The 24,002-nt window shown below is 39.1% G+C and carries 19 protein-coding genes; 11 read left to right on the forward strand and 8 right to left on the reverse strand.

Translation table 11 applies throughout. The annotated features are described in order from the left end of the window. Window positions 1–116: 116 nt before the first annotated feature. The 3 genes from AC4CVF_RS00355 to AC4CVF_RS00365 form a co-directional block, all read right to left on the reverse strand. Window positions 117–2,504: a glucose/quinate/shikimate family membrane-bound PQQ-dependent dehydrogenase gene (locus AC4CVF_RS00355; RefSeq protein WP_490788746.1), complete on the reverse strand. Its 2,388-nt coding sequence runs from the start codon at window positions 2,502–2,504 to the stop codon at window positions 117–119. A 152-nt stretch (window positions 2,505–2,656) separates the two neighbouring features. Further along, window positions 2,657–3,910 (reverse strand): carbohydrate porin, encoded by a 1,254-nt coding sequence (locus AC4CVF_RS00360; RefSeq protein ID WP_490788747.1) that lies wholly within the window; start codon window positions 3,908–3,910, stop codon window positions 2,657–2,659. 377 nt (window positions 3,911–4,287) lie between these two features. Beyond that, entirely contained in the window at window positions 4,288–5,406 is a 1,119-nt protein-coding gene (locus AC4CVF_RS00365) for a CaiB/BaiF CoA transferase family protein (RefSeq protein ID WP_336954359.1), read from the reverse strand. Between the two features lie 211 nt (window positions 5,407–5,617). Between AC4CVF_RS00365 and AC4CVF_RS00370 the strand changes: the two genes are divergently transcribed. The 6 genes from AC4CVF_RS00370 to AC4CVF_RS00395 all read left to right on the forward strand — a co-directional run bounded on the left by AC4CVF_RS00370 (window position 5,618) and on the right by AC4CVF_RS00395 (window position 13,115). Further along, window positions 5,618–6,628, forward strand: coding sequence for an AraC family transcriptional regulator (locus tag AC4CVF_RS00370; protein WP_004724010.1), 1,011 nt, complete (start codon window positions 5,618–5,620; stop codon window positions 6,626–6,628). A gap of 148 nt (window positions 6,629–6,776) precedes the next feature. Next, window positions 6,777–7,238: a GNAT family N-acetyltransferase gene (locus AC4CVF_RS00375; protein WP_336954360.1), complete on the forward strand. Its 462-nt coding sequence runs from the start codon at window positions 6,777–6,779 to the stop codon at window positions 7,236–7,238. A gap of 114 nt (window positions 7,239–7,352) precedes the next feature. Beyond that, window positions 7,353–7,871, forward strand: coding sequence for a GNAT family N-acetyltransferase (locus AC4CVF_RS00380; RefSeq protein ID WP_336954361.1), 519 nt, complete (start codon window positions 7,353–7,355; stop codon window positions 7,869–7,871). Window positions 7,872–8,024: 153 nt separating this feature from the next. Further along, window positions 8,025–9,230: an acetyl-CoA C-acetyltransferase gene (locus AC4CVF_RS00385; protein WP_004724005.1), complete on the forward strand. Its 1,206-nt coding sequence runs from the start codon at window positions 8,025–8,027 to the stop codon at window positions 9,228–9,230. A gap of 11 nt (window positions 9,231–9,241) precedes the next feature. Further along, window positions 9,242–11,374, forward strand: a complete 2,133-nt coding sequence (locus AC4CVF_RS00390; RefSeq protein ID WP_336954362.1) for a 3-hydroxyacyl-CoA dehydrogenase NAD-binding domain-containing protein — start codon at window positions 9,242–9,244, stop codon at window positions 11,372–11,374. 745 nt (window positions 11,375–12,119) lie between these two features. Continuing rightward, entirely contained in the window at window positions 12,120–13,115 is a 996-nt protein-coding gene (locus tag AC4CVF_RS00395) for a DUF2804 domain-containing protein (RefSeq protein ID WP_490788748.1), read from the forward strand. 28 nt (window positions 13,116–13,143) lie between these two features. Here the strand turns inward: AC4CVF_RS00395 and AC4CVF_RS00400 are convergent, their stop codons facing one another. Further along, window positions 13,144–14,019 (reverse strand): metal-dependent hydrolase, encoded by an 876-nt coding sequence (locus tag AC4CVF_RS00400; protein WP_419328398.1) that lies wholly within the window; start codon window positions 14,017–14,019, stop codon window positions 13,144–13,146. 71 nt (window positions 14,020–14,090) lie between these two features. Beyond that, the gene (locus AC4CVF_RS00405; RefSeq protein WP_490788749.1) at window positions 14,091–14,966 is read right to left on the reverse strand and encodes a metal-dependent hydrolase; all 876 of its coding nucleotides are present in this window, start codon (window positions 14,964–14,966) and stop codon (window positions 14,091–14,093) included. A 154-nt stretch (window positions 14,967–15,120) separates the two neighbouring features. Between AC4CVF_RS00405 and AC4CVF_RS00410 the strand changes: the two genes are divergently transcribed. Further along, window positions 15,121–16,155 carry an AraC family transcriptional regulator gene (locus AC4CVF_RS00410; RefSeq protein WP_419328400.1) on the forward strand — a complete coding sequence of 345 codons (1,035 nt, stop codon included), beginning with the start codon at window positions 15,121–15,123 and terminating at the stop codon, window positions 16,153–16,155. A gap of 159 nt (window positions 16,156–16,314) precedes the next feature. Here AC4CVF_RS00410 and AC4CVF_RS00415 read toward each other — a convergent pair whose 3' ends face one another. Further along, entirely contained in the window at window positions 16,315–17,646 is a 1,332-nt protein-coding gene (locus AC4CVF_RS00415) for a Na+/H+ antiporter NhaC family protein (protein WP_483770649.1), read from the reverse strand. A gap of 421 nt (window positions 17,647–18,067) precedes the next feature. Here AC4CVF_RS00415 and trpA point away from each other — a divergent pair, with 421 nt between their 5' ends. The 4 genes from trpA to AC4CVF_RS00435 are packed head-to-tail and all read left to right on the forward strand — an operon-like array spanning window position 18,068 to window position 22,051. Beyond that, window positions 18,068–18,871, forward strand: coding sequence for a tryptophan synthase subunit alpha (gene trpA / locus AC4CVF_RS00420; protein WP_004723986.1), 804 nt, complete (start codon window positions 18,068–18,070; stop codon window positions 18,869–18,871). Beyond that, window positions 18,868–19,764: an acetyl-CoA carboxylase, carboxyltransferase subunit beta gene (gene accD / locus AC4CVF_RS00425; protein WP_336954371.1), complete on the forward strand. Its 897-nt coding sequence runs from the start codon at window positions 18,868–18,870 to the stop codon at window positions 19,762–19,764. Before trpA ends, accD begins: the two co-directional genes overlap by 4 nt. Next, window positions 19,761–21,050, forward strand: a complete 1,290-nt coding sequence (gene folC / locus AC4CVF_RS00430) for a bifunctional tetrahydrofolate synthase/dihydrofolate synthase (protein WP_419820010.1) — start codon at window positions 19,761–19,763, stop codon at window positions 21,048–21,050. Before accD ends, folC begins: the two co-directional genes overlap by 4 nt. Further along, window positions 21,041–22,051: an SPOR domain-containing protein gene (locus AC4CVF_RS00435; protein ID WP_336954374.1), complete on the forward strand. Its 1,011-nt coding sequence runs from the start codon at window positions 21,041–21,043 to the stop codon at window positions 22,049–22,051. The genes folC and AC4CVF_RS00435 overlap by 10 nt, the downstream gene beginning before the upstream one ends. A 10-nt stretch (window positions 22,052–22,061) precedes the next feature. Here AC4CVF_RS00435 and AC4CVF_RS00440 read toward each other — a convergent pair whose 3' ends face one another. Continuing rightward, window positions 22,062–22,667: a dual specificity protein phosphatase family protein gene (locus tag AC4CVF_RS00440; protein WP_336954375.1), complete on the reverse strand. Its 606-nt coding sequence runs from the start codon at window positions 22,665–22,667 to the stop codon at window positions 22,062–22,064. Continuing rightward, the gene (locus tag AC4CVF_RS00445; protein ID WP_336954376.1) at window positions 22,660–23,478 is read right to left on the reverse strand and encodes an MBL fold metallo-hydrolase; all 819 of its coding nucleotides are present in this window, start codon (window positions 23,476–23,478) and stop codon (window positions 22,660–22,662) included. Before AC4CVF_RS00445 ends, AC4CVF_RS00440 begins: the two co-directional genes overlap by 8 nt. Window positions 23,479–24,002 lie beyond the last annotated feature (524 nt).

A 24,002-nucleotide genomic window follows, 5' to 3' on the forward strand; every position in this document is an offset into this window, starting at 1 on the left:
ATAGAATATCCGTCTCATTCAAAAAGCAGATTCACTTTCAGACAATGGTATGGGTTAAAATAAAGCAATAAAAAACAGGTCATCAAGACCTGTTTTTTATTTACCTCAATTTAATATTATTTATCTGGTAATGCATAAGCAACAATAGAGTCACCCATTTTGGTACCAAATGAACCATGACCACCCGCCATGATCACAACGTATTGTTTACCATTGCTTTCATAGGTCATCGGTGTTGCTTGCCCACCCGCAGGTAGACGACCTTTCCACAGCTCATCACCATTGCTGACATTGATCGCTCGGATGTAATCATCTTGAGTCGCACCAATGAACATCACATTACCCGCAGTTGAGATCGAACCACCTAACATTGGCACACCCATTTTAAATGGTGGCAATGGAATACCTGGCATACTGTCACGAATTGTACCAATACGACGTTTCCAAGCTACATCATGCGTTTTCAAATCTACACCAGCAACATAACCCCATGCAGGTTGTTTACACGGTAGGCCAAATGGTGAAAGGAATGCACTGATTTCAACACCGTAAGGGACGCCATACATGGGTTGAACACCCGCTTCTGTACCTGCACCTTTGGCTGTTTGTTTACGGTTAGGATCAGCAGGAATCAATCGACTGACAAAAGGTAGGCCAATTGGATTCATGACTGCGATTTGACGGTCAGGGTTAAGTGATAAGCCACCCCATTCAAATACACCCAAGTTACCAGGGAAAACTAAAGTTCCGTTTTCTGAAGGTGGAGTATAAATACCGTCATAATTTAACTTGTGGAATGACACACGACAAATTAACTGGTCAAACATGGTTGCGCCCCACATTTGTTTATCCGTTAATTTTTCTTGAGGTGCTAAGTTAAAGTCTGAGAACGGTTGTGTTGGAGAATAAAACTCACCTTTAGTTTGCGGACCACGTTTTACACTTTGTGGTACTGGACGTTCGTTAATCGGTACAATTGCTTTACCATTACGGCGGTCCAAAACAAAGGCATTTCCTGTTTTAGTCAATACATAGATTGCTGGAACAGTTTGCCCAGTTTTATCTTTGATATCCGCTAAGGTTGGTTGTGATGGTACATCCATATCCCATAAATCATGGTGAGTTGTTTGGAAGTTCCAGATCAATTTACCTGTTGTAGCATTGATTGCTAGCATTGAGTTTGCATAACGTTCATGCAGTTTTGTACGGTTACCACCCCAAATATCTGGTGTACCTACACCTGTTGGTACATAAACGATATCGAGTTTTGCATCATATGCCAGCGGAGCCCATGCATTCGGTGAGTTTTGGACATATTTCTGACCAGGACCCGGAATTTGATTCGGATTTTCAGCACCAGTATCAAATACCCAAAGCAATGCACCTGTATTTACATCATAACCACGGATAACACCAGAAGGCTCTTGAGTAGAATAGTTATCAGTTGTTGAACCACCAATAATAATGGTAGTGCCTGTTACAACTGGAGGTGATGTTGGAATATAACCACCTGGATAAGGGAATGGCATGTCTTTCTGTAAATCAACTTCACCGTTATGACCAAAGTCAGAACATGCTTTACCTGTTTCAGCGTTTACAGCAACAATACGACCATCATTGACTGGTAAAATAACTTTACGAGGACATTCTGTAGAAGCCGATTTTTTAGCTTGTAAACTTGCAGCGAACCCAACGGTATTATCTGCATCGTAATAAGAAACACCACGACAAGTTAAATGTTGGAAAGTATTATCGGCTTTGAGTTTAGGATCAAATACCCATTTCTCTTTACCTGTAGAAGGATCAAGAGAAACCAATTTTTGGTGTGTTGTACACAGGTACATGTTGTTACCGATTTTAATCGGTGTGACTTGATTGGTCGTCTCGCCTGAGTCATTTTCCGTCTTGACTTCGCCTGTACGATAGGTCCAAGCAATTTTAAGATCTTTAACATTCTCTGAGTTGATTTGGTTCAGAGGCGAATAGCGTAAACCTGATTGAGTCCGACCATAAGCTGGCCAGTCTGCATCTGCAATACCATCAATCGCTGCTGGTGTTGGCTGTTTACTGGTTAATGTCCCACGAATTTCTTGTGGATCATTAAAGATAGAATAAGCCATAACCGCTATGGTGATCGCCAATGTACCTGAGAGTGCAATTTTAGCACCTTTGGCATCGAAACCACGTGTCACTGCTGGAATGAGTAGCCATAAGCCAAACACACCTAAAATATCTAAACGTGGTGCAAGCGCGAAGAAGTCTGAACCGACTTCCCATAGTCCCCAGACAACTGTGCCGAGTACTAATGCTGCATAAACGTATAAAGCAGAACTATTTAATTTGCGTAATAAGATTGCTGTTGCAATGAAAAGTATCCCGGCAATGATGTAGTACCAAGACCCACCCAGTGCTGCCAGCCATACTCCGCCGCCTAATAGAACTACACCGAAAACAATTGCAATCACAACTGTTAGGGTTCTGAGTCCTGAAGATGGAGTTTGCATATTGACCACCTATTTATTTGATTAATTTTTTATGCTTTACCATTCCATTGAGGATTGATGAAGCACATTGTTTAAATTTTTAGATTTTAAATATTTCGATGCGAGGGGAGAGAAGAGTTAAAATGGCATCGAAATATTTATGATCTATAACACTAGAATGCAGTTTGGAATTTAATACCGCCAACCCATGCATTTTCGCCATCTTTATATGCCCCAACATGACGAATATATTGCACATTTGGACGGATCGTCAGCCAATTTGTTGCATGTACACCGTAGTAAATTTCAGTGTTGTACTCTTCATCTTGTTGACGAATTTGAGTATCGTTCACATCATTGTTGATGCTGATACGAGAAAAACCGATTGCGACATCATCTTGAGGGCGCGCATCGAAAGGACCTTTATAGACCAGTCCAATATTTTGCATATTGTCGACAGTGTTTGTGTCTGAGTCATGAATGGTTAAATTAATGAAACCAGTTAAGCCACGATGTGCATCACCGTGGTGTGCTGTAAATTGTTGCTTGGCAACCAGCCATCCACCTTGTTTATGATCTGTTTCATTTGGATTTTTAATGCGTTGTGCATCGACAGTACTGTAGTAATAGCCCAAACGATATTCGCCTGGCAATTTTGCAGCACTGAGTTTTGGTTGCCAAACCACTTCCGCAGGAATAATTGCACCATGTGAACCGTCTGTACTTAAGTTAAACCCCTTGCCACGTTCTAAGTTTTCAGGATTGTATTCATAAGCACCGACTTGAGCATATAAGTCAGGTTGGATGTTATATTTAACTCGCGCAGCCCATTGGCTAACAGGCCAGTTATACCATTGGTCGCCTACCCAGTTACCCACTTGAGAGCCACAAAGTGCAAGGTTTTGAAAATCACAGTCAAAGCTGTTAAAATCCTCGCCTTCGCCAAAACGACCCACTTTAATATCTAATTTTTGCTCAAAGAATTTTTTCTTGATCCAAAAATCAGTTAAGCGCCAAGTTTGACCGCGACCCCAAACTTCTTGGGTTGAGCTGAGTTGTCCTGCAAGGGCATCAGAAGTTTGCGACAATGAACGACCATTACGTTCAGTGATGGTGATTTGGGCTTCAGTGTCTTTCCATCCAAGCACTTTTTCCAAGTCTACATGACTACCAATCGCAAACTGATCTGCATACTCAGTACCATGGCTTGAATGGTTTTTTGAATCTAATAAGGTGGCTAATTCGCCGGTATAGCCGAAGCTGAAGTCATAACCTTTTTGTTGGAGCTCGGTTCTTTTTCCGTTCCAATCACCAAACATCCATGGGCTTTCTGCATTAAATGCTTCAGCTGCATGAGCACTTTGAAAAGAACTACATAAAGATAATAAGCTGATAGCCCAATAAAAGTGACCTTTAGATTTATTCATATTTGGTGACCTTGATAACACTTTGTAACTAATTATTTATAATACTCTCATATTTGTATAAAAATCTATTATTTTTGACTTTTAATTGTAATTAATGTGAGTATTTTATCTCATGGTGATAATTTTTTAATAAATGAATATTGGCTTTTTGAATATTTTTGGTCAATTTAATCTATTGTTTTTAAACCACTAAATTTTATTTAAAAATTAATTAAAAACGATGGATTAAAATTGATTCGAGAAAATTAGGCCACCTGTGTAACTTATTTAGAATTAAGATTACACAGGATGCTGAGCTTACAAATTATACAAATTGTAAAGAAAATGACAGAATTGTAATTTTATTTAACTTGAATTGTGTTGTATTAACTGGGTAATTACCATTTCCCTTCACCCAATTGCTGGCCAATATAGTGATATTGCATTTGTGATCTTGAAAACTTAATTGGACAGGCTAACTGTGGTTCAGTTTGATCAGAATTGGGCTTCAATGGAACATTAACCACCCAATTGCGTTGTTGTGAAATTTGGGACTGTAGTGCTTCATCTAATCTCAGTACGGGTTCTACGCAAACGTCCAGTTGCTCAAACAGTTGATTCCATTCAGCCAGATTTTTACTTTTAATTTTATCTCGAATCGCTTGTTTGACCATTTGACGATCTTCAGTATCGAAAGAAGCACCTTTTTGTAGAAGGATTGGCAATTCTAAGGCGCTTGCCAGTCCTGTCATAAATTGTGGCTCTAAGCTACCAATAGATAAATAACGAGCATCGGCAGTTTCATAGTAATCATAAAAGGTTCCTCCATTGAGCTGTTCTGATTCACGTTGTTGGTGCTGACCACCAGCTAAACTGGCTGCTGCTGCCATATTATTGAGTCCCACCACACAATCGGTCATGGAAATATCAATATATTGACCCAGACCGCTACTTTGACGTTCCACTACAGCAGCAAGAATGCCAATGACAGCATGTAAGGAGCCTCCTGCCACATCTGCGATTTGAATCCCCATCGGCGGTGGCCCACTGTCTTGACGACCACAATGTCCAGCGATACCAGACAGTGCAATATAGTTAATATCATGTCCAGCTTTGTCTTTATATGAGCCTGTTTGACCATAACCCGTAATTGAACAGTAAATTAAACGCGGGTTAATTTCAGCCAAGGTTGGATAATCTAAGCCCAAACGTTGCATTACCCCCGGACGAAACTGTTCAACAACAATATCAAACTCGGAAATCTTTTGTTTGACTTGTTCAATACTGATAGGGTCTTTTAAATCTAAAGTGACGGATTGCTTATTTCTGTTGAGATAACTGTGTGAAGTTGCTTGTCCATTGGCATAAGGCGGGAACAAGCGAACCAGATCTGGACGCGTTGGTGATTCAATGTGGATCACTTCTGCACCTAAGTCTGCAAGGTATAAAGTTGCAAATGGACCGGGTAATAAAGTGGAAAAATCGAGTACTTTCAATCCCTTTAAAGCTGTTGTCATAATTGTTTTTACCAATAGTGTCTTGATTTTAGACCCATAATAGAAATATAAAATTAACAAAACAATGTCATGTTCAGCCATTTACCTTGATCATTTCGGCAATTTATGATGTAAAAAGGTGATCTGCACTGTTGTAAATCGCCAATAAAACATTTTTTAGCGTCATTTAGGTCAATTGTTAGTGAACATCAAAGAGAGTGAAGGATTTACCATGAGTCGTGATACGATCAGTATCCATTTTGTGAATGCCGCCTTAACAGGTGTGAAGCGTCTAGGAATGGACGTTGACACCTTACTTTCACATGTTGGCATAGAAGCAGAGTTACTTCGCCAACCTAAAGCACGTATTTCACCAGAGCAATATACACGTTTTGTAAAAATGCTGTGGATGGTGACCCAAGATGAACATGTTGGCTTTGATATCCAACCTCGTCGTTTGGGGTCTTTTGCCATTATGTGCCAATTGATTATCCACGCTAAAACTTTGGGTGATGCTTTAGAGTTATCATCACAATTTTATAAATTATTTGGGGATGAGTGGTCGGTCGCAGTTGAACGTGATAAACATGAAGCGCGTTTAGTACCACTGATTCCAAAAACCATGGATCCTGATCATTTTATTACTGAAAGTATGCTGATGATTTGGCATGGTTTAGCTTCATGGTTAATTGAACGTCGTATTCCTTTAGAACGGGTACATTTTGGTTACCCACGTCCAAATCATGCAGATGAGTATGATGCGCTGTTTTTTGCACCTGTGATGCAATTTGATATGCCACGTACTGAAATTACTTTTGCCGCTGACTATTTGGATTTACCGATTCGTCAGGATGAAGCAAGTTTAGAAGAGTTTTTAAAAGCTGCGCCTGCTCAGCTTTTGGTGAAGTTTAAAAATACCAATTCTTTAACTTCGCGTATTCGTGAAGTCTTAAAGAGTCAAATTGGTGAAGAAATGCCAACCTTAAATGATGTGGCTTCAATGTTGTATTTATCACCACAAACCTTGCGCCGCCGCTTAGCTGCAGAAGGTAAGAGTTACCAAGGCGTTAAAGATGCCTTGCGTCGTGATGCAGCGATTCATTTGTTGTTAAATCCGGATTTAACCTTGGAGGATGTAGCACAACAAGTGGGCTTTAGTGAAACCAGTACCTTCCATCGCGCATTTAAAAAATGGACAGGGGTTACCCCAGGGCTTTATCGTCAATTGCATGGTTATCATTAATCAAACATAGATGAATTCAAAAGTATTTTTGTTGATCCTAAGCCCAAGTATCACTTGGGCTTTTTTATGCCTGATCATTTCAGCTAAAATATCTTGTAAGATATAAGCGATAAAGCAAAAGAATTTTAAACAAATAGGGTATTAAAAAATGATTAGGCTGGCTGAGTTTGATGATATGCAGGTACAAGATTTACTCAGAATTCACTTACATGGTATGCATAAAAACTCACCGATTGAGCATAGTTTTGCATTAGATCTAACCGCGTTACAACAACCAGAAATTAGCTTTTTTACCCTTTGGGAGCAAAATGAACTTTTAGCTTGTGGTGCAATTCAAGAGCTTTCATCTACACATGCCGAATTAAAGTCCATGCGGACACATCCCAAACATTTACGTAAAGGTGCTGCAACAGAAATGCTGAAACATCTTTTAATGATTGCTCAACAACGTAAATACCAAAAATTGAGTTTGGAAACGGGAACACACTTATCTTTTGAACCTGCAATTTGCTTGTATAAAAAATTTGGCTTTATTAAAGGTGCTTCTTTTTCAGAATATCAGGAGTCTGATTTTAATCAATTCTATCATTTAGATTTATCCACTCAATAGCGCATTGAATAATATTAGTGATGATTGTGAAAAAAGAGAATATCGCACCTGCTTATTTTAGATTTGAGCTAAGTAATTAGGTGAGATTTGAATGTTTTTATACTGGATACATAGATGGCATGTTTAATTAGAAAAATTAATCCTTCGGATATAGCGCAACTGATCGAAATAGAAAAATCTGCTACACAAGCATTTTCAAGTATTCCCGAGTTATCTTGGCTTGTCGAAAGCCCCGTATTGTCAGCACAAGATCACTTACAATTGATTTCTTCTGCTTATGCATTTATCGCGATTAATCAAAAGAATCAAGCTACAGGCTTTTTATATGCAGAAAGACAAGCACTTGATTTATATATCATTGAACTAGATGTGAGTGCCGCATTTCAAAAACAAGGGATTGGTCGGCAATTGATTGAATATGCGATTACTATAGCTCAGGGAGAGGGCTGTGATGCTGTGACATTAACTACCTTTCATAATGTGATTTGGAATCGGCCATTTTATGAAAAATTAGGCTTTGAAAAGATCAATGCGCTTGAGATGCCTCTCTATCTTGAGCATAAACTTGAGTATGAAGTTGCATGTGGTTTTTCTCGTAACAGCAGATGTGCAATGAGATTGGCACTTAATTGAAATACGCGATTTGTTTTCGTTTTCCCATTCAGAACGAACCAGCCAATTGACAAAAAATATCAACTGACTATTTCGTTCTCGTCATTGAACTCTCAACTTTATAACGTACACTCAAAGCAGATAACAACCTAGAAGTCATAAGAAGGAACAGCTATGAGCGAGGCTTACATCATTGATGCCATTCGCACACCACGCGGAAAAGGAAAAAAAGATGGTTCACTGTATGAAGTGAAACCAATTACATTATTAACCACATTGCTCAATGAATTGAAAGATCGTCATCAGCTTGATACTTCAAAAGTAGACGATATCGTACTGGGTTGTGTAACACCAATTGCCGATCAAGGCGGTGATATTGCTAAAACTGCTGCAATTGCAGCAGGTTGGGACAATGATGTTGCCGGTGTGCAAATCAACCGTTTCTGTGCTTCAGGTCTTGAAGCCGTCAATATGGCTGCACAAAAAGTACGTTCAGGCTGGGAAGACATTGTTGTTGCTGGCGGCGTAGAGTCTATGTCACGTATTCCAATGGGTTCTGATGGTGGACCTTGGGCGTTAGACCCTGAAACAAATTTAAAATCACATTTTGTTCCTCAAGGGATTGGAGCGGACTTAATTGCCACGCTAGATGGTTATAGTCGTACAGATGTGGATGAGTTTGCTGCCAACTCCCAACGTAAAGCTGCTGCTGCACAGGCTGCGGGTCGCTTTGATCAGTCAGTGGTTGCTGTTAAAGATAAAGCTGGTGTTACGATTCTTGACAAAGATGAATTCATTAAACCAACTACAACTGCTGAAGGCTTGGCAAAACTTAATCCAAGTTTTGAAATGATGGGTGGAATGGGCTTTGATGCGATTGCATTACAACAATATCCAGAAGCGCAAAAAATTAACCATGTACATCATGCTGGAAACTCATCGGGTATCGTAGATGGTGCAGCAGTGGTGCTGATTGCTTCTGAAAAAGCAGTCAAAGAGCAAGGTTTAAAGCCACGTGCAAAAGTGTTGGCAACGGCATTGGTTGGAACAGATCCAACCATCATGCTAACAGGCCCTGCACCTGCTGCGCGTAAGGCGTTGGCAAAAGCAGGTCTTAGCATAGATGATATTGATCTCTTTGAAGTGAATGAAGCATTTGCATCTGTAGTGATGCGCTTTATGACTGAACTTAAAGTCCCAGCTGAAAAAGTCAATGTGAATGGGGGGGCAATTGCAATGGGGCATCCGTTGGGTGCAACAGGTGCAATGATTCTCGGTACGTTACTCGATGAATTAGAACGTCAAGGTAAAAAACGTGGTCTAGCAACATTATGTGTAGGTGGTGGCATGGGTATTGCGACCATTATTGAGTTGGTATAAGGAGAATAATAATGAGTGCAATTCAATATGAAAAAAATGCGGATGGTATTGTTATTTTAACGATGGACTCTCCCAACCAGTCTGCAAATACCATGAATGCTGATTTTCGTGTGGCTTTAGAAAATATTGTTTCTAAACTTAAATCTGAAACAGACCTAACAGGTGTGATTTATCGCTCTGCGAAAAAAACTTTTTTTGCGGGCGGTGATCTGGATGAGCTGATCGAGGCCACGCCAGAACATGCCACTGAATTCTTTGATATGACTGCAAAGCTAAAAGGTGATCTTCGTACAATTGATACTTTAGGTGTTCCTGTGGTTGCGGCAATTAACGGAACAGCATTAGGTGGTGGATGGGAAATTGCTTTAAGTTGTCATTATCGTATTGCTTTAAATGATCCTAAAACCAAATTAGGTCTACCTGAAGTAACACTGGGCTTACTTCCTGGCGGCGGTGGTGTCGTGCGTATGGTGCGTTTGCTTGGTTTGCAAAATGCATTCCCATTCCTCATGGAAGGTAAGCAATTTGGAGTAGATAAAGCCAAGTCTCTAGGCTTAGTCAATGAGCTTGCAGATAATGAGCAAGACATGATGAATAAAGCGATTGCTTGGATCAAAGCCAATCCAAAATCACAACAACCTTATGATGTAAAAGGTTATAAAATTCCGGGTGGAGACCCAAAAACCCCTGCAGTTGCTCAAGTTCTCGCAATTGCTCCTGCAATGCTACGTGATAAAACCAAGGGCTGTTATCCGGCGCCTGAAGCGATCATGGCTGCTGCCGTTGAAGGGGCTCAAGTTGATGTAGATACAGCTTTCCGTATAGAGGGGCGCTACTTTACTTACCTTGCAACAGGGCAAGTTGCAAAGAATATGATTGGAACATTCTGGCACGGCTTGAATGCAATCAAAGCAGGTGTAAGCCGACCTAAAAATATTGCCAAGTGGCAAGCGACCAAAGTCGGTGTTCTTGGTGCTGGCATGATGGGGGCTGGTATTGCGTATTCGACAGCAATCAAAGGTATTCAAGTCGTTCTAAAAGATGTATCTACTGAAAATGCTGAAAAGGGTAAAGCATATAGCCAAAAACTATTAGATAAACGTGTTTCACAAGGTCGTATGACCGCTGAAAAACGTGATCAAGTTTTAAGTTTAATTACAGCAACTGCATCCGCAGAGGATTTAAAAGGCTGCGATCTGATTATTGAAGCGGTTTTTGAAAACCAAGAATTAAAAGCCAAAGTGACGCAAGAAGCGGAACAATTTCTTGCAGATGATGGTGTTATGGCTTCCAATACATCAACATTACCGATCACAGGTTTAGCTAAAGCTTCTAAAGACGATACGCATTTTATTGGTCTACATTTCTTTAGCCCTGTCGATAAAATGCAACTGGTCGAAATCATCAAAGGTAAAAATACCTCTGCTGAAACTTTGGCAAAAGCCTATGATTATGTGCAACAAATTGGTAAAACACCTATTGTAGTCAATGATAGTCGTGGATTTTTTACCAGCCGTGTGTTTGGTACATTTGTGCAAGAAGGTTTACGCTTGCTGCATGAGGGTGTGCATCCTGCGCGTATTGAGATGGCTGCACTTAAAGCAGGAATGCCAGTTGGTCCATTGGCAATTCAAGATGAAGTGGCACTCACACTTTCTGAACATGTTGCTAAAGAAACTCGTAAAGCACTTCAAGCAGAAGGTAAAGACTTACCACTTTCAGGCGCAGATGATGTCATTGAAACCATGATTCATACATTTGAACGTAAAGGAAAGGCTGCAGGAGCAGGATTTTACGAGTATCCAGAAGGTGGCAAAAAGCATCTGTGGGATGGTTTAAGTCACTGGAAGAAAGATGTTGATATTTCAGAACAAGAAATGATTGACCGTTTCTTATTTGTTCAGGCTTTAGATACTTTACGTTGCTATGAAGAGAATGTATTGGAATCTGTGATTGATGCCAATATTGGTTCAATTTTTGGTATTGGTTTTGCACCATGGACAGGAGGTGCGATTCAATTTTTGAATCAATATGGTTTAGAGAAAGCTTTAGTTCGAGCGAACACGCTTGAAGCAAAATATGGCGAGCGTTTTAAAGCACCACAAAAGTTAATTGATCAAATTCCACATGGAAAGATTATCTGATTTTATATATTGCTTTAAAAGTTGTAGATGAAGAGTCAATTCTAGGTTAGACAATGATTTAAAAAAGAGGCCAAGCGCCTCTTTTTTTGACTAGATTTAACTTTTAATTAAATAAATGTGTGAGAAAAATATGCAGAACCCGTTAAGATTGACTACAGCTTGAGTGCAAAAACTCTATTAACATATATAACATAAACGGAGAAAATCAATATTACACAATAGAACTAAAAATTAATATAATTCAATCGATTGGTTTAAAAATATCTAAGTAACTACATCAACTTTTCTGAACTCGCTCGCCATAATGAATAAAAGTTCTTGATGTGGATACAGTTGGGTGCGCTTATCATTGTAGTGATTATCTATTCAATCATTTTTAAGAAACTATCGTTATTGTATCTTATCTCTTCAATAGCATTTATAGTGCCTAGAATATCAGTCCTTTCTTGTCGTTTACATGATGCGTGAAGAGTTGGTGGGTGATACCTGATCGTTTTTATTCCCTTTTATTCCCTTAGGTGTTTGGTATTAATCTACTTGTAAATTTCAGATATCAAGCCTCAGACAAAACTGTGGCGGGCTACAAAGTAATATTAAACATATCAACCAAATGGTCGATAGGTTTAATCATGATAAAAATGGATTGATTGGGTGTGAGATAGTGTTGCTATATTCAAAAAAATAGCAATAATCAAAGAACCGACTAAAGTCTAATATTTCCCTTATAAAAGGATTGGGAATTCACATGGATTTAATACAAAGCAATGGTCAACCCCGTTATGGGCGTTTTAAAGATATTCCAAGTAAGATTAATGTCAATCAATACATCTACAAAACACCGTATGGCAAAGTATTAACTGGTTGGCGTAAACATTTAAAATATAAAAAATTTAAATTTTGTGGTATCCAGCATGAACATTATTCAATTGGTATCGCAATTGCAGATATTGGTTGGGCTGGGCATGGTTTTATTTATATATATGACCATTCTAATAATGACGTTTTTGAATGGAATGCCAATACAATCTTAGGGCGTGGCACAGCTTTAGATGAACAACCTTTATACAGCCAAAGCCACTTTAATAAGTCACCTTTTGAATTTGAAATGCAACATGCGAATGGTGTGCGTTATATTCGAGCGACAAGAAGTGGAGAAGAGCAGTTAAAAGCCCGCATTTTCTGTGCAGGAACAGAACCTTTAAGCTTATGTAGCCCCAACGGCATTAATGGTTGGACCTATACGCAAAAAAAAACAACATTGGCTGTAGAAGGTTTCTTTATCAATAAAAATAAAGTGCGTATAGATTTTAATGAAAAAACATTGGCATCTCTAGATGATACTTGTGGGTTTTTAAGACCAGAAACAGCGTGGTTTTGGCTATCGTGTAACTTTTGGGATACGCAAGGAAATCGTATAGGGTTAAATCTAGCTTCAGGGGTGAATGAGAGTTTTGGCAATGAAAATTGTCTTTGGGTCAATGGTATTCTATACCCAGTTGCAGATGTGCTTTTTGAAAAGTTAGATGTAAATGTGTGGTCAATTCGTTCTTTAGATCATAAATTAAATCTGACAGTGGAAACAGGCTGGCGTAGGTTTGAAAATCTAAATTTACGTTTGGTAGGAAGCCAGTTTAGTCAATGGCAATCACATATTAGTGGAACTGTAGAATCTGAAATTGGTGAGTGTATTCAATTAAATCAAGTCTATGGTTTGTTGGAACAGCATTATGCTAAATGGTAAAGCTGTTCCGACTCTAAGGTTTTTAATTTTATAAAGCTGCTTTCCAAAAAGCTTCACCGGCTTGAATAGGATCATTGGTTTCAGCCAACACATCTATCCAAACCTGATATTGTCGTATCACAGGATGTTGGCTAGGATGAAAATTAGGCTTAAACCAGTCTAGATATTGTTCACGCATTGCAGATAATTTACCTTGTTTCCCAAAAAACCATGGAATGCCTTTGATAGCAAATTTAGCGCGTTGGAAACGACTAAATCCATCATATTTGAGCATGACATTGGCACGGTAGAAGGTAAATCCAAACATTTGTAAAGTGACAAAGGCAAGCGCAAATTTACGTAAGTTTTCAGGGACTTCTCCAACCTCTTTCATGACATCAAAAGCAACATCTCGATGTTCCATTTCTTCAATTGCATGCCAAGCAAATAGGGCCCGCACAAAAGGATGAACATCGGCTAAAGTTTCCCTTTTACTATAAAAAGTTTCTGCCATTAACGCTGTGAGATGCTCTGCTGCGGCAGTCATAGCAATGTTGTACTGTTTGGAACGATGTTTGAGTATATGTTCGAAATGCGCACTCATAAATTTTACAAACTGGTCAACAGGCATGCCTTGGTGCAGCATTTCTTCATTCATTTTGTCATGTGCAATACCATGCTGTGCTTCCTGTCGAATAAAATCTGTGACACGTTGCTGTAAATTTGGATCGGTAATTTTGTCACGCAGTGCCCGAACACTTTGAATGAAATATCTTTCCCCTACAGGAAAGGTCAAACTCAGGGCATCAAACATACGGGTACGAAAAGGGTCATTATCAAACCAAAAGCGTGGAACTTCATTCAATCTAAAATCTAAATTGCTGCGAACCACAGGATCAACTTGGTGTTTTACATATGCATTCATTGTTTTATTTCTCGCATTATTCAGTTCAAAGCCTTATTCAAGACAGAACTGATCAGTTTATATCAAGACGGCTATAATCCAGCCTGCCAAAATGCTTCACCTGCTTGAATAGGATCATTGGTTTCAGCCATCGTATCGACCCAAACTTGATATTGTCGAATTACAGGGTGTTGACTAGGATGAAAATCTTTTTTAAACCAGTCCAAATATTCACCTTTCATTGCAGATAAAATCCCTTTTTTACCGAAGAACCAAGGTAATCCTTGTGTTGCCATTTTTAAACGTTCTATAAGGCTGAATCCATCATGTTTAAGCATGATATTGGCACGGTATAGGGTAAAGTTGAACATCATTATTGTGGTAAAGGCTAAAGCAAATCGACGTAAGTTATCTGGCACCTCTCCAACCTGTTTCATGACATCAAAAGCCACATCACGATGTTCCATTTCTTCAATAGAATGCCATGCCAGTAACGCTCGTACATAAGGATGTGCTTCAGATAGCGTTACTTTATGGCGATAAAATGTTTCTGCCATCAAAGCAGTTAAGTGTTCTGCTGCTGCTGTCATAGCAATATTGTATTGAGGCGAGCGCTGAGTCAGTTCAAATTTAAAAATTTTACTTAAAAACTGGATAAATTGATCAACAGGCATGCCTTGATCTTTCATGACTTGATTCATTTTGTCATGGGCAATGCCATGTTGTGCTTCTTGACGAATAAAATCCGCAACACGTTGTTGTAAATCTGGATCGGTGATTTTGTCACGAAATAGACGGACACTTTCAATGAAATAGCGCTCACCATCTGGGAAGGTAAGACTTAGTGCGTCAAATAGTCGCGTGCGGAATGGATCTCCTCCAAACCAGAAGCGCGGTACTTCTTCAAGTTTAAAGTTGAGCTTGGTTCGAACCACAGGATCGACCTGATATTTAACTAATGCATTCATTTTATTTTACTTGCATTGCTGTTGATGAATTCAGTATGTCGGGAATTTGCAAGTTTGTTTTGACAGATATTGCCATTTTTTATACATTTTACGACAAAATGAAAATTTGGAATGTCAGTTTTTTACTTTAATGATCATAAAAGAGTGCAAGACTATGCATGAATTACAGATCCCTAATGGTTATTTTCATCTCTGGCAGATGTATTTGTCTGAACAAGGGATTGATCTTGCGACCCTTGATTTCTTACAAGCGGATGAAAAAAAACATTTAATTGAAATTCTATCGCAGCCGATTGATACACAATCTTCCTATTTCTTCTTTCATCAACTGATTGAAAAAACCAAACAAGTGCTAGATTGTCCTCAGATTGTTTTTGAAATGGCAGAATATGTTCGACCTGAACATTTTGGGGTTTTGGGCTATATGGCATCGCGAAGTACAACTGTCGCAGAAGCGTTACAAAATATTATGCGTTTTAGCCGTTTGGTGATTGATGGTGATGAAGTTATTCCAATGCAAATGCGGCTCAAGGGGGAATATGTACATTTAATTTGGCCCTTTCATCATGAAAAATACATTCTTATAAATGAATTTACCAATGCGTTAATGATGCATCTCGCACGTAAAATTGTACCGCCAAATCAATTTCCATTACATGCGGTGCGTTTTGCTCATGCACCACAAATGGCAATGTATCATTATCAAAAGTTCTACGACTGTGAAGTCTCTTTCCATCAACCGCAATACAGTTTTGTCTTAGCCTCAGCAGGTTTAAATTTAAAAATCCAACAGGCAGATCCATCCTTAATGCAGTTGTTGGTCAAGCAGGCAGAGGAGGCCATTGCGTCTAAACCTCGTTATGAAACCATTGCTCAACGCTTACATTTGATTGTGGCGGAATATTTAAAATTAAAACAACAAGCACCAAAAATAGAAGAACTCACTCAAGAACTTCATATATCTACACGGACTTTACAACGACAGTTAAGTGACTTACAGACATCGTTTAAGAAAATTGTAGAAATTGAGCGAATGAAACGTTGTGAATTTTTATTGGAAAGCCAAATGCCATTCAGTGAAATTGCAATGCATTTAGGTTATTCAGATCAGTCTGCTTTAACCAGAGCATATAAGGCTTTTAGTGGGCAAACCTTATTAGAGAAAAAACAAAAGTTGAAGTCAACATAAAAAACCAGTGCAAATAAAGTTAGCTTCAAAAGTCAAGCACCTTAGATCGCGTTACTGCGATCAAAGTGCTTAGTATGATTGTATTTTTTTAATTTATGCACAAAGCGCTGGTTGATCTGATTGTTGAATTGGTTTTTAAAACCCTGATTTAACATGGTTTCAAGTTCTTTTTAACTTAGGAAATCTAAATACGATTGCCAATACTGCAAATATCGCCAATACCCAACAATAATAAATTGAACCAATTAGTTCAACAGGGGACAGTTTGGCAATTGAGCATGCAAGTAAAAGTTGAGCGCCGTATGGAATCAAACCCTGAACCACACAAGAGAAAATATCCATAAATGCGGCTGCACGTTTGGGATCAACAGCATATTCTTTGGCAACTTCTCTTGCCATGTCTCCAGATAAGATGATGGCAACCGTATTATTTGCAACAAACACATTTGAGAAAACCACAAGAAAGCTAATTCCAATTTCTCCCGCATGTTGCTGACCGATTTTAAATCGGCGGGTTAAGGCATAAATATGTTGAATTAACCATTCTAACCCCCCTTCTTTTTGCATAATGGCAGATAAACCACCTAAGAACATAGAAAGTAAGGCAACTTCAAACATACCAACAAAACCATCATAAATAGCGGTATTGTATTTAAGCAGGGTAAATTCAGGATTTTCAATGATGCCAAGACAACCAGAAAGTACTATTCCAATGGTCAGTACTGCAAGCACATGCAAACGTGTAAATGCTAAAAAGAATACGATTACATAAGGCAAAATAAGCCATAGGTTATAACTTTTATATTCAATAGTTTGTGCATGATGGCTGGTCAAAATATAAATTAATATGGTGATGATCGCAGCAGGAAGTGCAATCCAGATATTTACCCGAAATTTATCACGCAGTTCTACATTTAGGCTTCGAGTAGCTGCAATGGTGGTGTCTGAAATCATGGATAAATTATCACCAAACATTGCCCCACTGACCACAGCACCAATTGCATAAATAGGTTGAATATCCGTTGCTTGAGAAAAACCAAAAGCAATTGGTGCACATGCTGCAATGGTTCCCATCGATGTTCCCATTGCTGTGGCAATAAATGCTGAAATGATGAAAAGCATCGGAAGGACAAATTCAGATGGAATAATTGATAAACCAAATTGAACAGTGGAGTCCACACTACCGATTGCACTGGTTACGCTGGCAAAGGCCCCTGCAAGCATAAAGACCATAAACATCAAAATTAAATTGGGATGGCTTGCACCATGCAAAAATGTTTCTATAGCGGCATTGATTTTCCCTCTATACAGCAGGATGGCTAAAATAATTGCAGGAAGAGCAGCAATAGGGGCTTTCACTTGATAAAAAGCAAATTCAGTACCAATGATCGTGTGATAAATACCACTGCCTAAAAAAATGGCTAAAAAAACAATAAGCGGCAAGAGCGCAAGCACGCTGGCTTGCACTTTAGCCTGAGAATGTGTGGTCATAAGAGGAGATAAAAAATCAGAATCCTGACTAGTATAAACAGCTTTTGCAATTTCTGAAAAATAATTAAGTAATGTGGGTGATAAGGTTTTTAGTTATAGGATTATGATTTAACTTTATTTTTTACTTATATTGATATTTTTTCACAAGCTTGAAAATAGGTAGCTTTGATCATTGTCCTCAACTTGAAAATAGCGCTAAATGTATCCATGGGTTGTTTTATTATTTGTGATATAAAACAAGATATGCGAGAGCGACTATGTGACTCTATCCTTTGAGTAAAAAATAGCGTTACAATGCAGTGTCTTGTATTTATACATTTGGATGATTAAACCGTAAATAAATCTATTTTGAGTTTGTTTACTGGCGTTTAATGATCTAAAAACTCCTCAAGTTTGAACAATTCAAGGAATGTACAATCCTATGTCACGTTTAGCCACTCGTTTTGCACAGCTTAAATCTCAACAGCGTAAGGCTTTGGTTTCTTATGTTATGGCGGGTGATCCTCAACCACATGTAACCGTACCATTGTTACATCAAATGGTTGCAGCAGGCGTAGACGTAGTTGAACTTGGATTGCCATTTTCCGATCCTATGGCAGATGGTCCAGTGATTGCACTTGCAGCAGAGCGCGCTTTAGCTGCGGGTACAAATACCTTTGATGCCTTGAATATGGTTAAAGAATTTCGCCAAAAAGACACGACAACGCCGGTTGTTTTAATGGGGTACTTAAACCCTGTTGAAGTGATTGGTTATGAAAAGTTTGTGGCTTATGCGAATGACTGTGGTGTTGATGGGGTACTTCTTGTGGATTTACCACCTGAAGAAGCACAAGATTTAGATGAAGTATTGCAAAAGTACAATATGGATCAAATCTTTTTGCTTGCACCAACCTCTACCGATGAACGTATTCAGCATGTAGTAAAACAAGCAAGTGGCTTTATTTACTATGTGTCTTTAAAAGGCGTAACGGGTGCAGCAACATTGGATACAACGGAAGTTGCAGCACGTATTGAAAAAATCAAAACCTTTACCGATATTCCAGTTGGGGTAGGTTTTGGGATTAGTGATGCCGCTTCTGCAAAAGCAGTAGGTCAAGTTGCTGATGCAGTGATTGTCGGAAGTGCTTTTGTCAAACCATTTGCAAATCTTGCACCAGAACAAGCTGTTGAAGCAGCAGTGAATAAAGTCAAGGAGCTTCGAGCCGCGCTCGATGAGTTAGTATGAATCAAGAAGTGAAATCAGGGAAAATCCTCAGCGCAACAACGCCGTGGACAGATCGTACAGTTCCAGGCATTCATATGCCTGACCAACAACAAACACTCAAAGCGACGTTTACAGAACCAACCATTGAGTGCCCTGAATGTCATGCACTCGTGACTCGTACTGCAATGTCTTTCAATGCTTATGTTTGTCCATCATGCGATGAACATTTGAAAATGAAAGCACGTGATCGTTTAAATTGGTTTTTTGATAATGTGACCACTGAACTTGGTCAAGAATTTGCTGCAAAAGATCCTCTGCATTTTGTAGACAGCAAGCCTTATCCAGAGCGTATTAAAGAAGCGCAGGAAAAAACAGGTGAAACTGAAGCCCTTGTGGTGATGCAAGGTCAAGTTAAAAATATTGCAATGGTTGCATGCGCATTTGAATTCGACTTTATGGCTGGATCAATGGGTACTGTGGTCGGTGACCGTTTTGTACAAGCTGCTGAAAAAGCGATTAAAGACAAGCAACCACTGATTTGTTTTGCTGCTTCAGGTGGTGCTCGTATGCAGGAAGGCATGTTGTCTTTGATGCAAATGGCGCGTACCTCTGCGGCGATTCAAAAAATGAAAGATGCGCATCTTCCTTATATCGTGGTATTAACCCATCCTGTGTATGGTGGTGTAACAGCATCATTGGCAATGTTAGGTGATGTACATATTGCTGAACCTAAAGCGATGATTGGCTTTGCAGGTAAACGTGTGATTGAACAAACTGTACGTGAGAAGCTGGAAGAACCATTCCAACGTGCGGAATTTTTGCTTGATCATGGTGTAATCGATCAAATTGTTCATCGTCACGCATTACGTGATACTGTATATCGTATTGTAGCGAAACTGATGAATTTGCCTTGAACAACCAAACAGCACCTTTAAATACTGATGATTTAAAAACATGGCTCAATTATTGGAGCCATGTTCACGTTACAGGGATTGATTTAGGCTTAGAGCGCGTGATTCCTGTGGCAGAACAACTTGGAGTGATTAACCCCAAAGCCAAAGTGATTACTGTTGCGGGAACAAATGGCAAAGGTTCAACCACAACTACACTCGCTGCGATTCTCAATGCCCAAGGATTGAATGTTGGTTTATACCAGTCTCCACATATTTATCGTTTTAATGAGCGGGTTAAACTGGCTGGACAAGAAGTTGATGATCAAACTTTGATTGATGCTTTTGTTGCGGTTGATCAAGCCCGCCGTATTTGTGATTTATCTTTATCTTTTTTTGAAGCCACAACTTTGGCTGCATTTGTTATTTTTAAACAAAAACAATGTGATGTTTGGGTACTTGAAGTTGGTCTTGGTGGTCGTCTGGATGTGGTCAATGTGATTGATCCAGATGTGGCTGTGATTACCAATATTGGCTTAGACCATACCGATTGGCTTGGCGATACGATTGAAAAAATTGCTTTTGAAAAAGCGGGCATTATTCGGGCAAATATCCCCGTTATTTTTGCGGGTGCACAAGACATACCACAAGCTATACAACATAAAGTACAAGAAACCAATGCTACGCTATATGCGTTAAACCACGATTATTTTTATGATAACTCAGAAGATGGCCAATCTTGGAATTTTGCAAGCTCAGGAACGACTTTAAAACTTCCTTTGGGACACTTGGCACTGGAAAATATTTCTGCGGCTGTCGCTGCAATTTTGGTGAGTGGTTTAACAGTTTCACAACAGGCGATTTCGCAAGGTATCCTGAACGCACAATTGTCAGGGCGCTTTGAGATTAGAAAAATACACGATAAAACAGTAATTTTTGATGCGGGACACAATCCGCATGGTGTAGAATTTTTGTTAAAGCAATTGCGAAAATTCCTAGAATACAATAAACAGTACACAGAAGTTGTCTCTGTTTTTTCAATGTTGTCCGACAAAGATGTAGATTCTGTGGTCAAGTTGTTGAAAAATACTGTATTAAAGTGGAAAATTGCACCATTAACTGTGCCTCGTGCGGCATCATTGGAACAATTACAAACTGCTTTACAGTATGAGACAGTTGAACAGTTTGATTGTGTACAAGCAGCATTTCAATCAGCGCTTGCAGAAACCAATAATAATCAGCTGATTTTGGTGTGTGGTTCATTCCATACCTTAGAAGCGGTCTGGGAGTATTTAGACGAATGTCAATGAATAACAAACAACGCTGGATGGGTGGTGTTGTTTTATTAAGTGGTGGTGTTCTATTGGCGGCATTGCTTCTAAAAGGTAAAGAAGAAATCCACCAAAGCCAAGTAGAGACACAGCCGACAAGCCAAGCTCAGCAAAATAAAGCGACACCTGCAGGTGAGCCTGTACAATTGCAGCCGTTGACTGTCGACGTTGCGACTGAAAAACGTCTGTTAGAAGAGCAGAAGCGTGCCCGTGAAAAAGCGGTTGCTGAACAAGAAGCAAAAGCAGCTGATTTTTTACGTACGCAACAACAGGCAGAAGCAGATGCTGCACGTAAAGCAGCTGAAGAGTATGCCGCTGCAAATGCAAGACGTGGTGCAGCTGCTGCGGCAGCACAGGAAGGGGCTGATATTCCTCCTGAGCTGGTACAGGATGAAAAAGCCAAAGCGCAACAGAAAGCAGCAGAGCAGAAAAAACTTGAACAGCAAAATGCTCAATTAAAGCAAAAAGCCGATGCTGAAAAAAAGTTAGCTGAGCAGAAGCGTCAAGCTACCGCAGAAGCAGATAAAAAAGCCGCTGAAGACAAGAAACGTAAATTAGAAGAACAACAAAAAGCAGATGAAAAACGTAAGCTAGATGCTGAAAAGAAAGCTGCTGCTGAGAAAAAGCAAGCGGAAGACAAGAAAGTAGAAGCGGATAAAAAACATAGAGCACAAGAAGAAGCAAAGAAAAAAGCGGAAGCTGAAAAAGCACGTGATTTGCTTGAAAATGGTGATAAGCAATGGATGGTACAAGTTGCGCTTGCCGCCAATGAAGCCAATGCAGATGCTGTCGCTGCTAAACTACGTGCCAAGGGCTACAAAGTGACTAAGAGTCCAACCTCAAAAGGTATTCGTATTATGGTTGGACCATCGAAAGATCGAGAGACTGCTGATTCAGCACGTAAGAAGATCAATTCTGATGCGAGTCTAGGCATGAAGTCGGCTTGGGTAATCGAGTGGGTACCTCTAGACCGACGTTAAACGCTATGAATTAGGTCTTTGTGGTTAAAGATGGATTCGCGAGTTGCTCACGGATCCATTTTATATTTTCAGGGGTAAAAAGTTTTTCAATATTGCCCCAGATTGGATGGAAGCCATAACCGCCATGCTTCATTTCATTTAAAGCATCCTTCACAGACCAGTTCTCAAAAATAATTCGGTACATTGCAACACTTGCCCCAGTACGATCAGAACCATGATAGCAATGGATTAAAACCTTCTGGTTTTGGGCTTTTGCGATTTGAATTGTTTTCATGACATTGAGTAGATCATGACGATCAATTGCCCAAGTATTGATCGGGATATGAACCAATTGAAAGTTTTGTTTTGAAAAGACGGTTTTATCTTTATTGCGACTTCTTAAATTAATAACGACATCAATATGATTGGTTTTTAACTCAGGAATAAGTTCAGCACTGGGTTGTTCACTACGAAAAACGGTGTCACTGATTCGATAAAAATTATACTGTGGAGCAACAATAGTTCCCCATTGTTTTGGGCGCTCATGATCTGGAAGTGCAGCTGTTGTCATACATGCTGAAAGCTGTACGCTGAGTGCGAAGATAGTGGTATAACGTAATAATTGAGATTTAAGCATGTTTTAAATATCGGTCTAGTTCAACAGGATCGTGGGCACAGATAATTTCAATTTTTGCTTTATTCTGTGCAAGCTGTTGCAGTTGTGATAATGTTTTTAAGCGCAATGTATTATCTTCTGCTAGGAGATATTCAATTTTGTCGAGCGCGCGTAATTTATTCTTAGGGTTGAGTTCTAGATGATTAAAATAAGCATCGCCACAGAACAATAACCATCTCTCTTGTTGTTTGATCGCTATACCGCAATGTCCTACAGTATGACCGACTAAAGGAATTAATAAAATTTCATCATTGAAAATATTAAAACCTTGAACTTTTTGGAAGTTAAACCATGCTTCGCCATTTATAGGTTCAAGAAAATTCCAGTAGCGATGATTTTTAAATTGTTGTGGTCGATAGCGCAATTTATTCATGACTGAAAGTTTTTGTGCAGCATTAAACTCACTGGATAAGATGTGAACCGTGGCATTGGGAAAGTCTGAAATACCACCTGCATGATCTAAGTCTAAATGGCTGACCAAAATATGTTGAACATCGGATGGTTTAAAACCCAATTGTTGAATTTGAGAAATGGCTGTGAGATTGAAATCAGCTTGTATGCCACTTATTTTAGTAAAAGCTTTACCTAAACGTGTTTGTGGGTGAAGGTAGTCTTGCATCCCAAAACCGGTATCGACCAAAACAAGCCCCTTGTCTGTTTCAATCAATAGGCAATGACACACCATTTTTCCATACAAACCTTTTTGTCCGTATAGTGGTGCACACATCGGACACATGGTTCCACAATGTAAATGATGTACCTTATAAATCATAATTAAGCATTTGTTTTTAGGATTGTGCTTTGTTTATAAACTGAATTGAGAAAAATACCAATCTAAAAATACAATTGTTGTGTTTAATAGAGCTCAAATCACAGCTCATGGAATGAAGATTTTTAAGCGTTTACGTGTTGAAAAACCAGAGCCGTTGTTTCCCCAGATTGAAACAATATAAGTTTCATTTTTTAATAGGCACGGTTTTACTGTGGGGTGTTGAAATGCGCTTCCCCAAATACTCAGTTCATCATTGATCCCTTTTTTGAGTCTGATCTGTTGCTTATTATTTGCTTGATGAATGCTTACTTGATGAGTATTAATCTTTTGCCGATCTGCAGGGTAAAGAATGTGAGGGTGTTCAATTTCACAAATAAGGGTATGATTTTGTATAGATTGAATTTTTAGTTTATTGAAACCTCAATAATACTCACCTAAGAAAATGTTTTCTAAAATGATTTCATGCTCTTCATGATAAATACGAACATTAGGTGATTTAATAAAGGGATAACTGATAAGTAATC

It is taken from the genome of Acinetobacter sp. LipI_19, assembly GCF_058242925.1.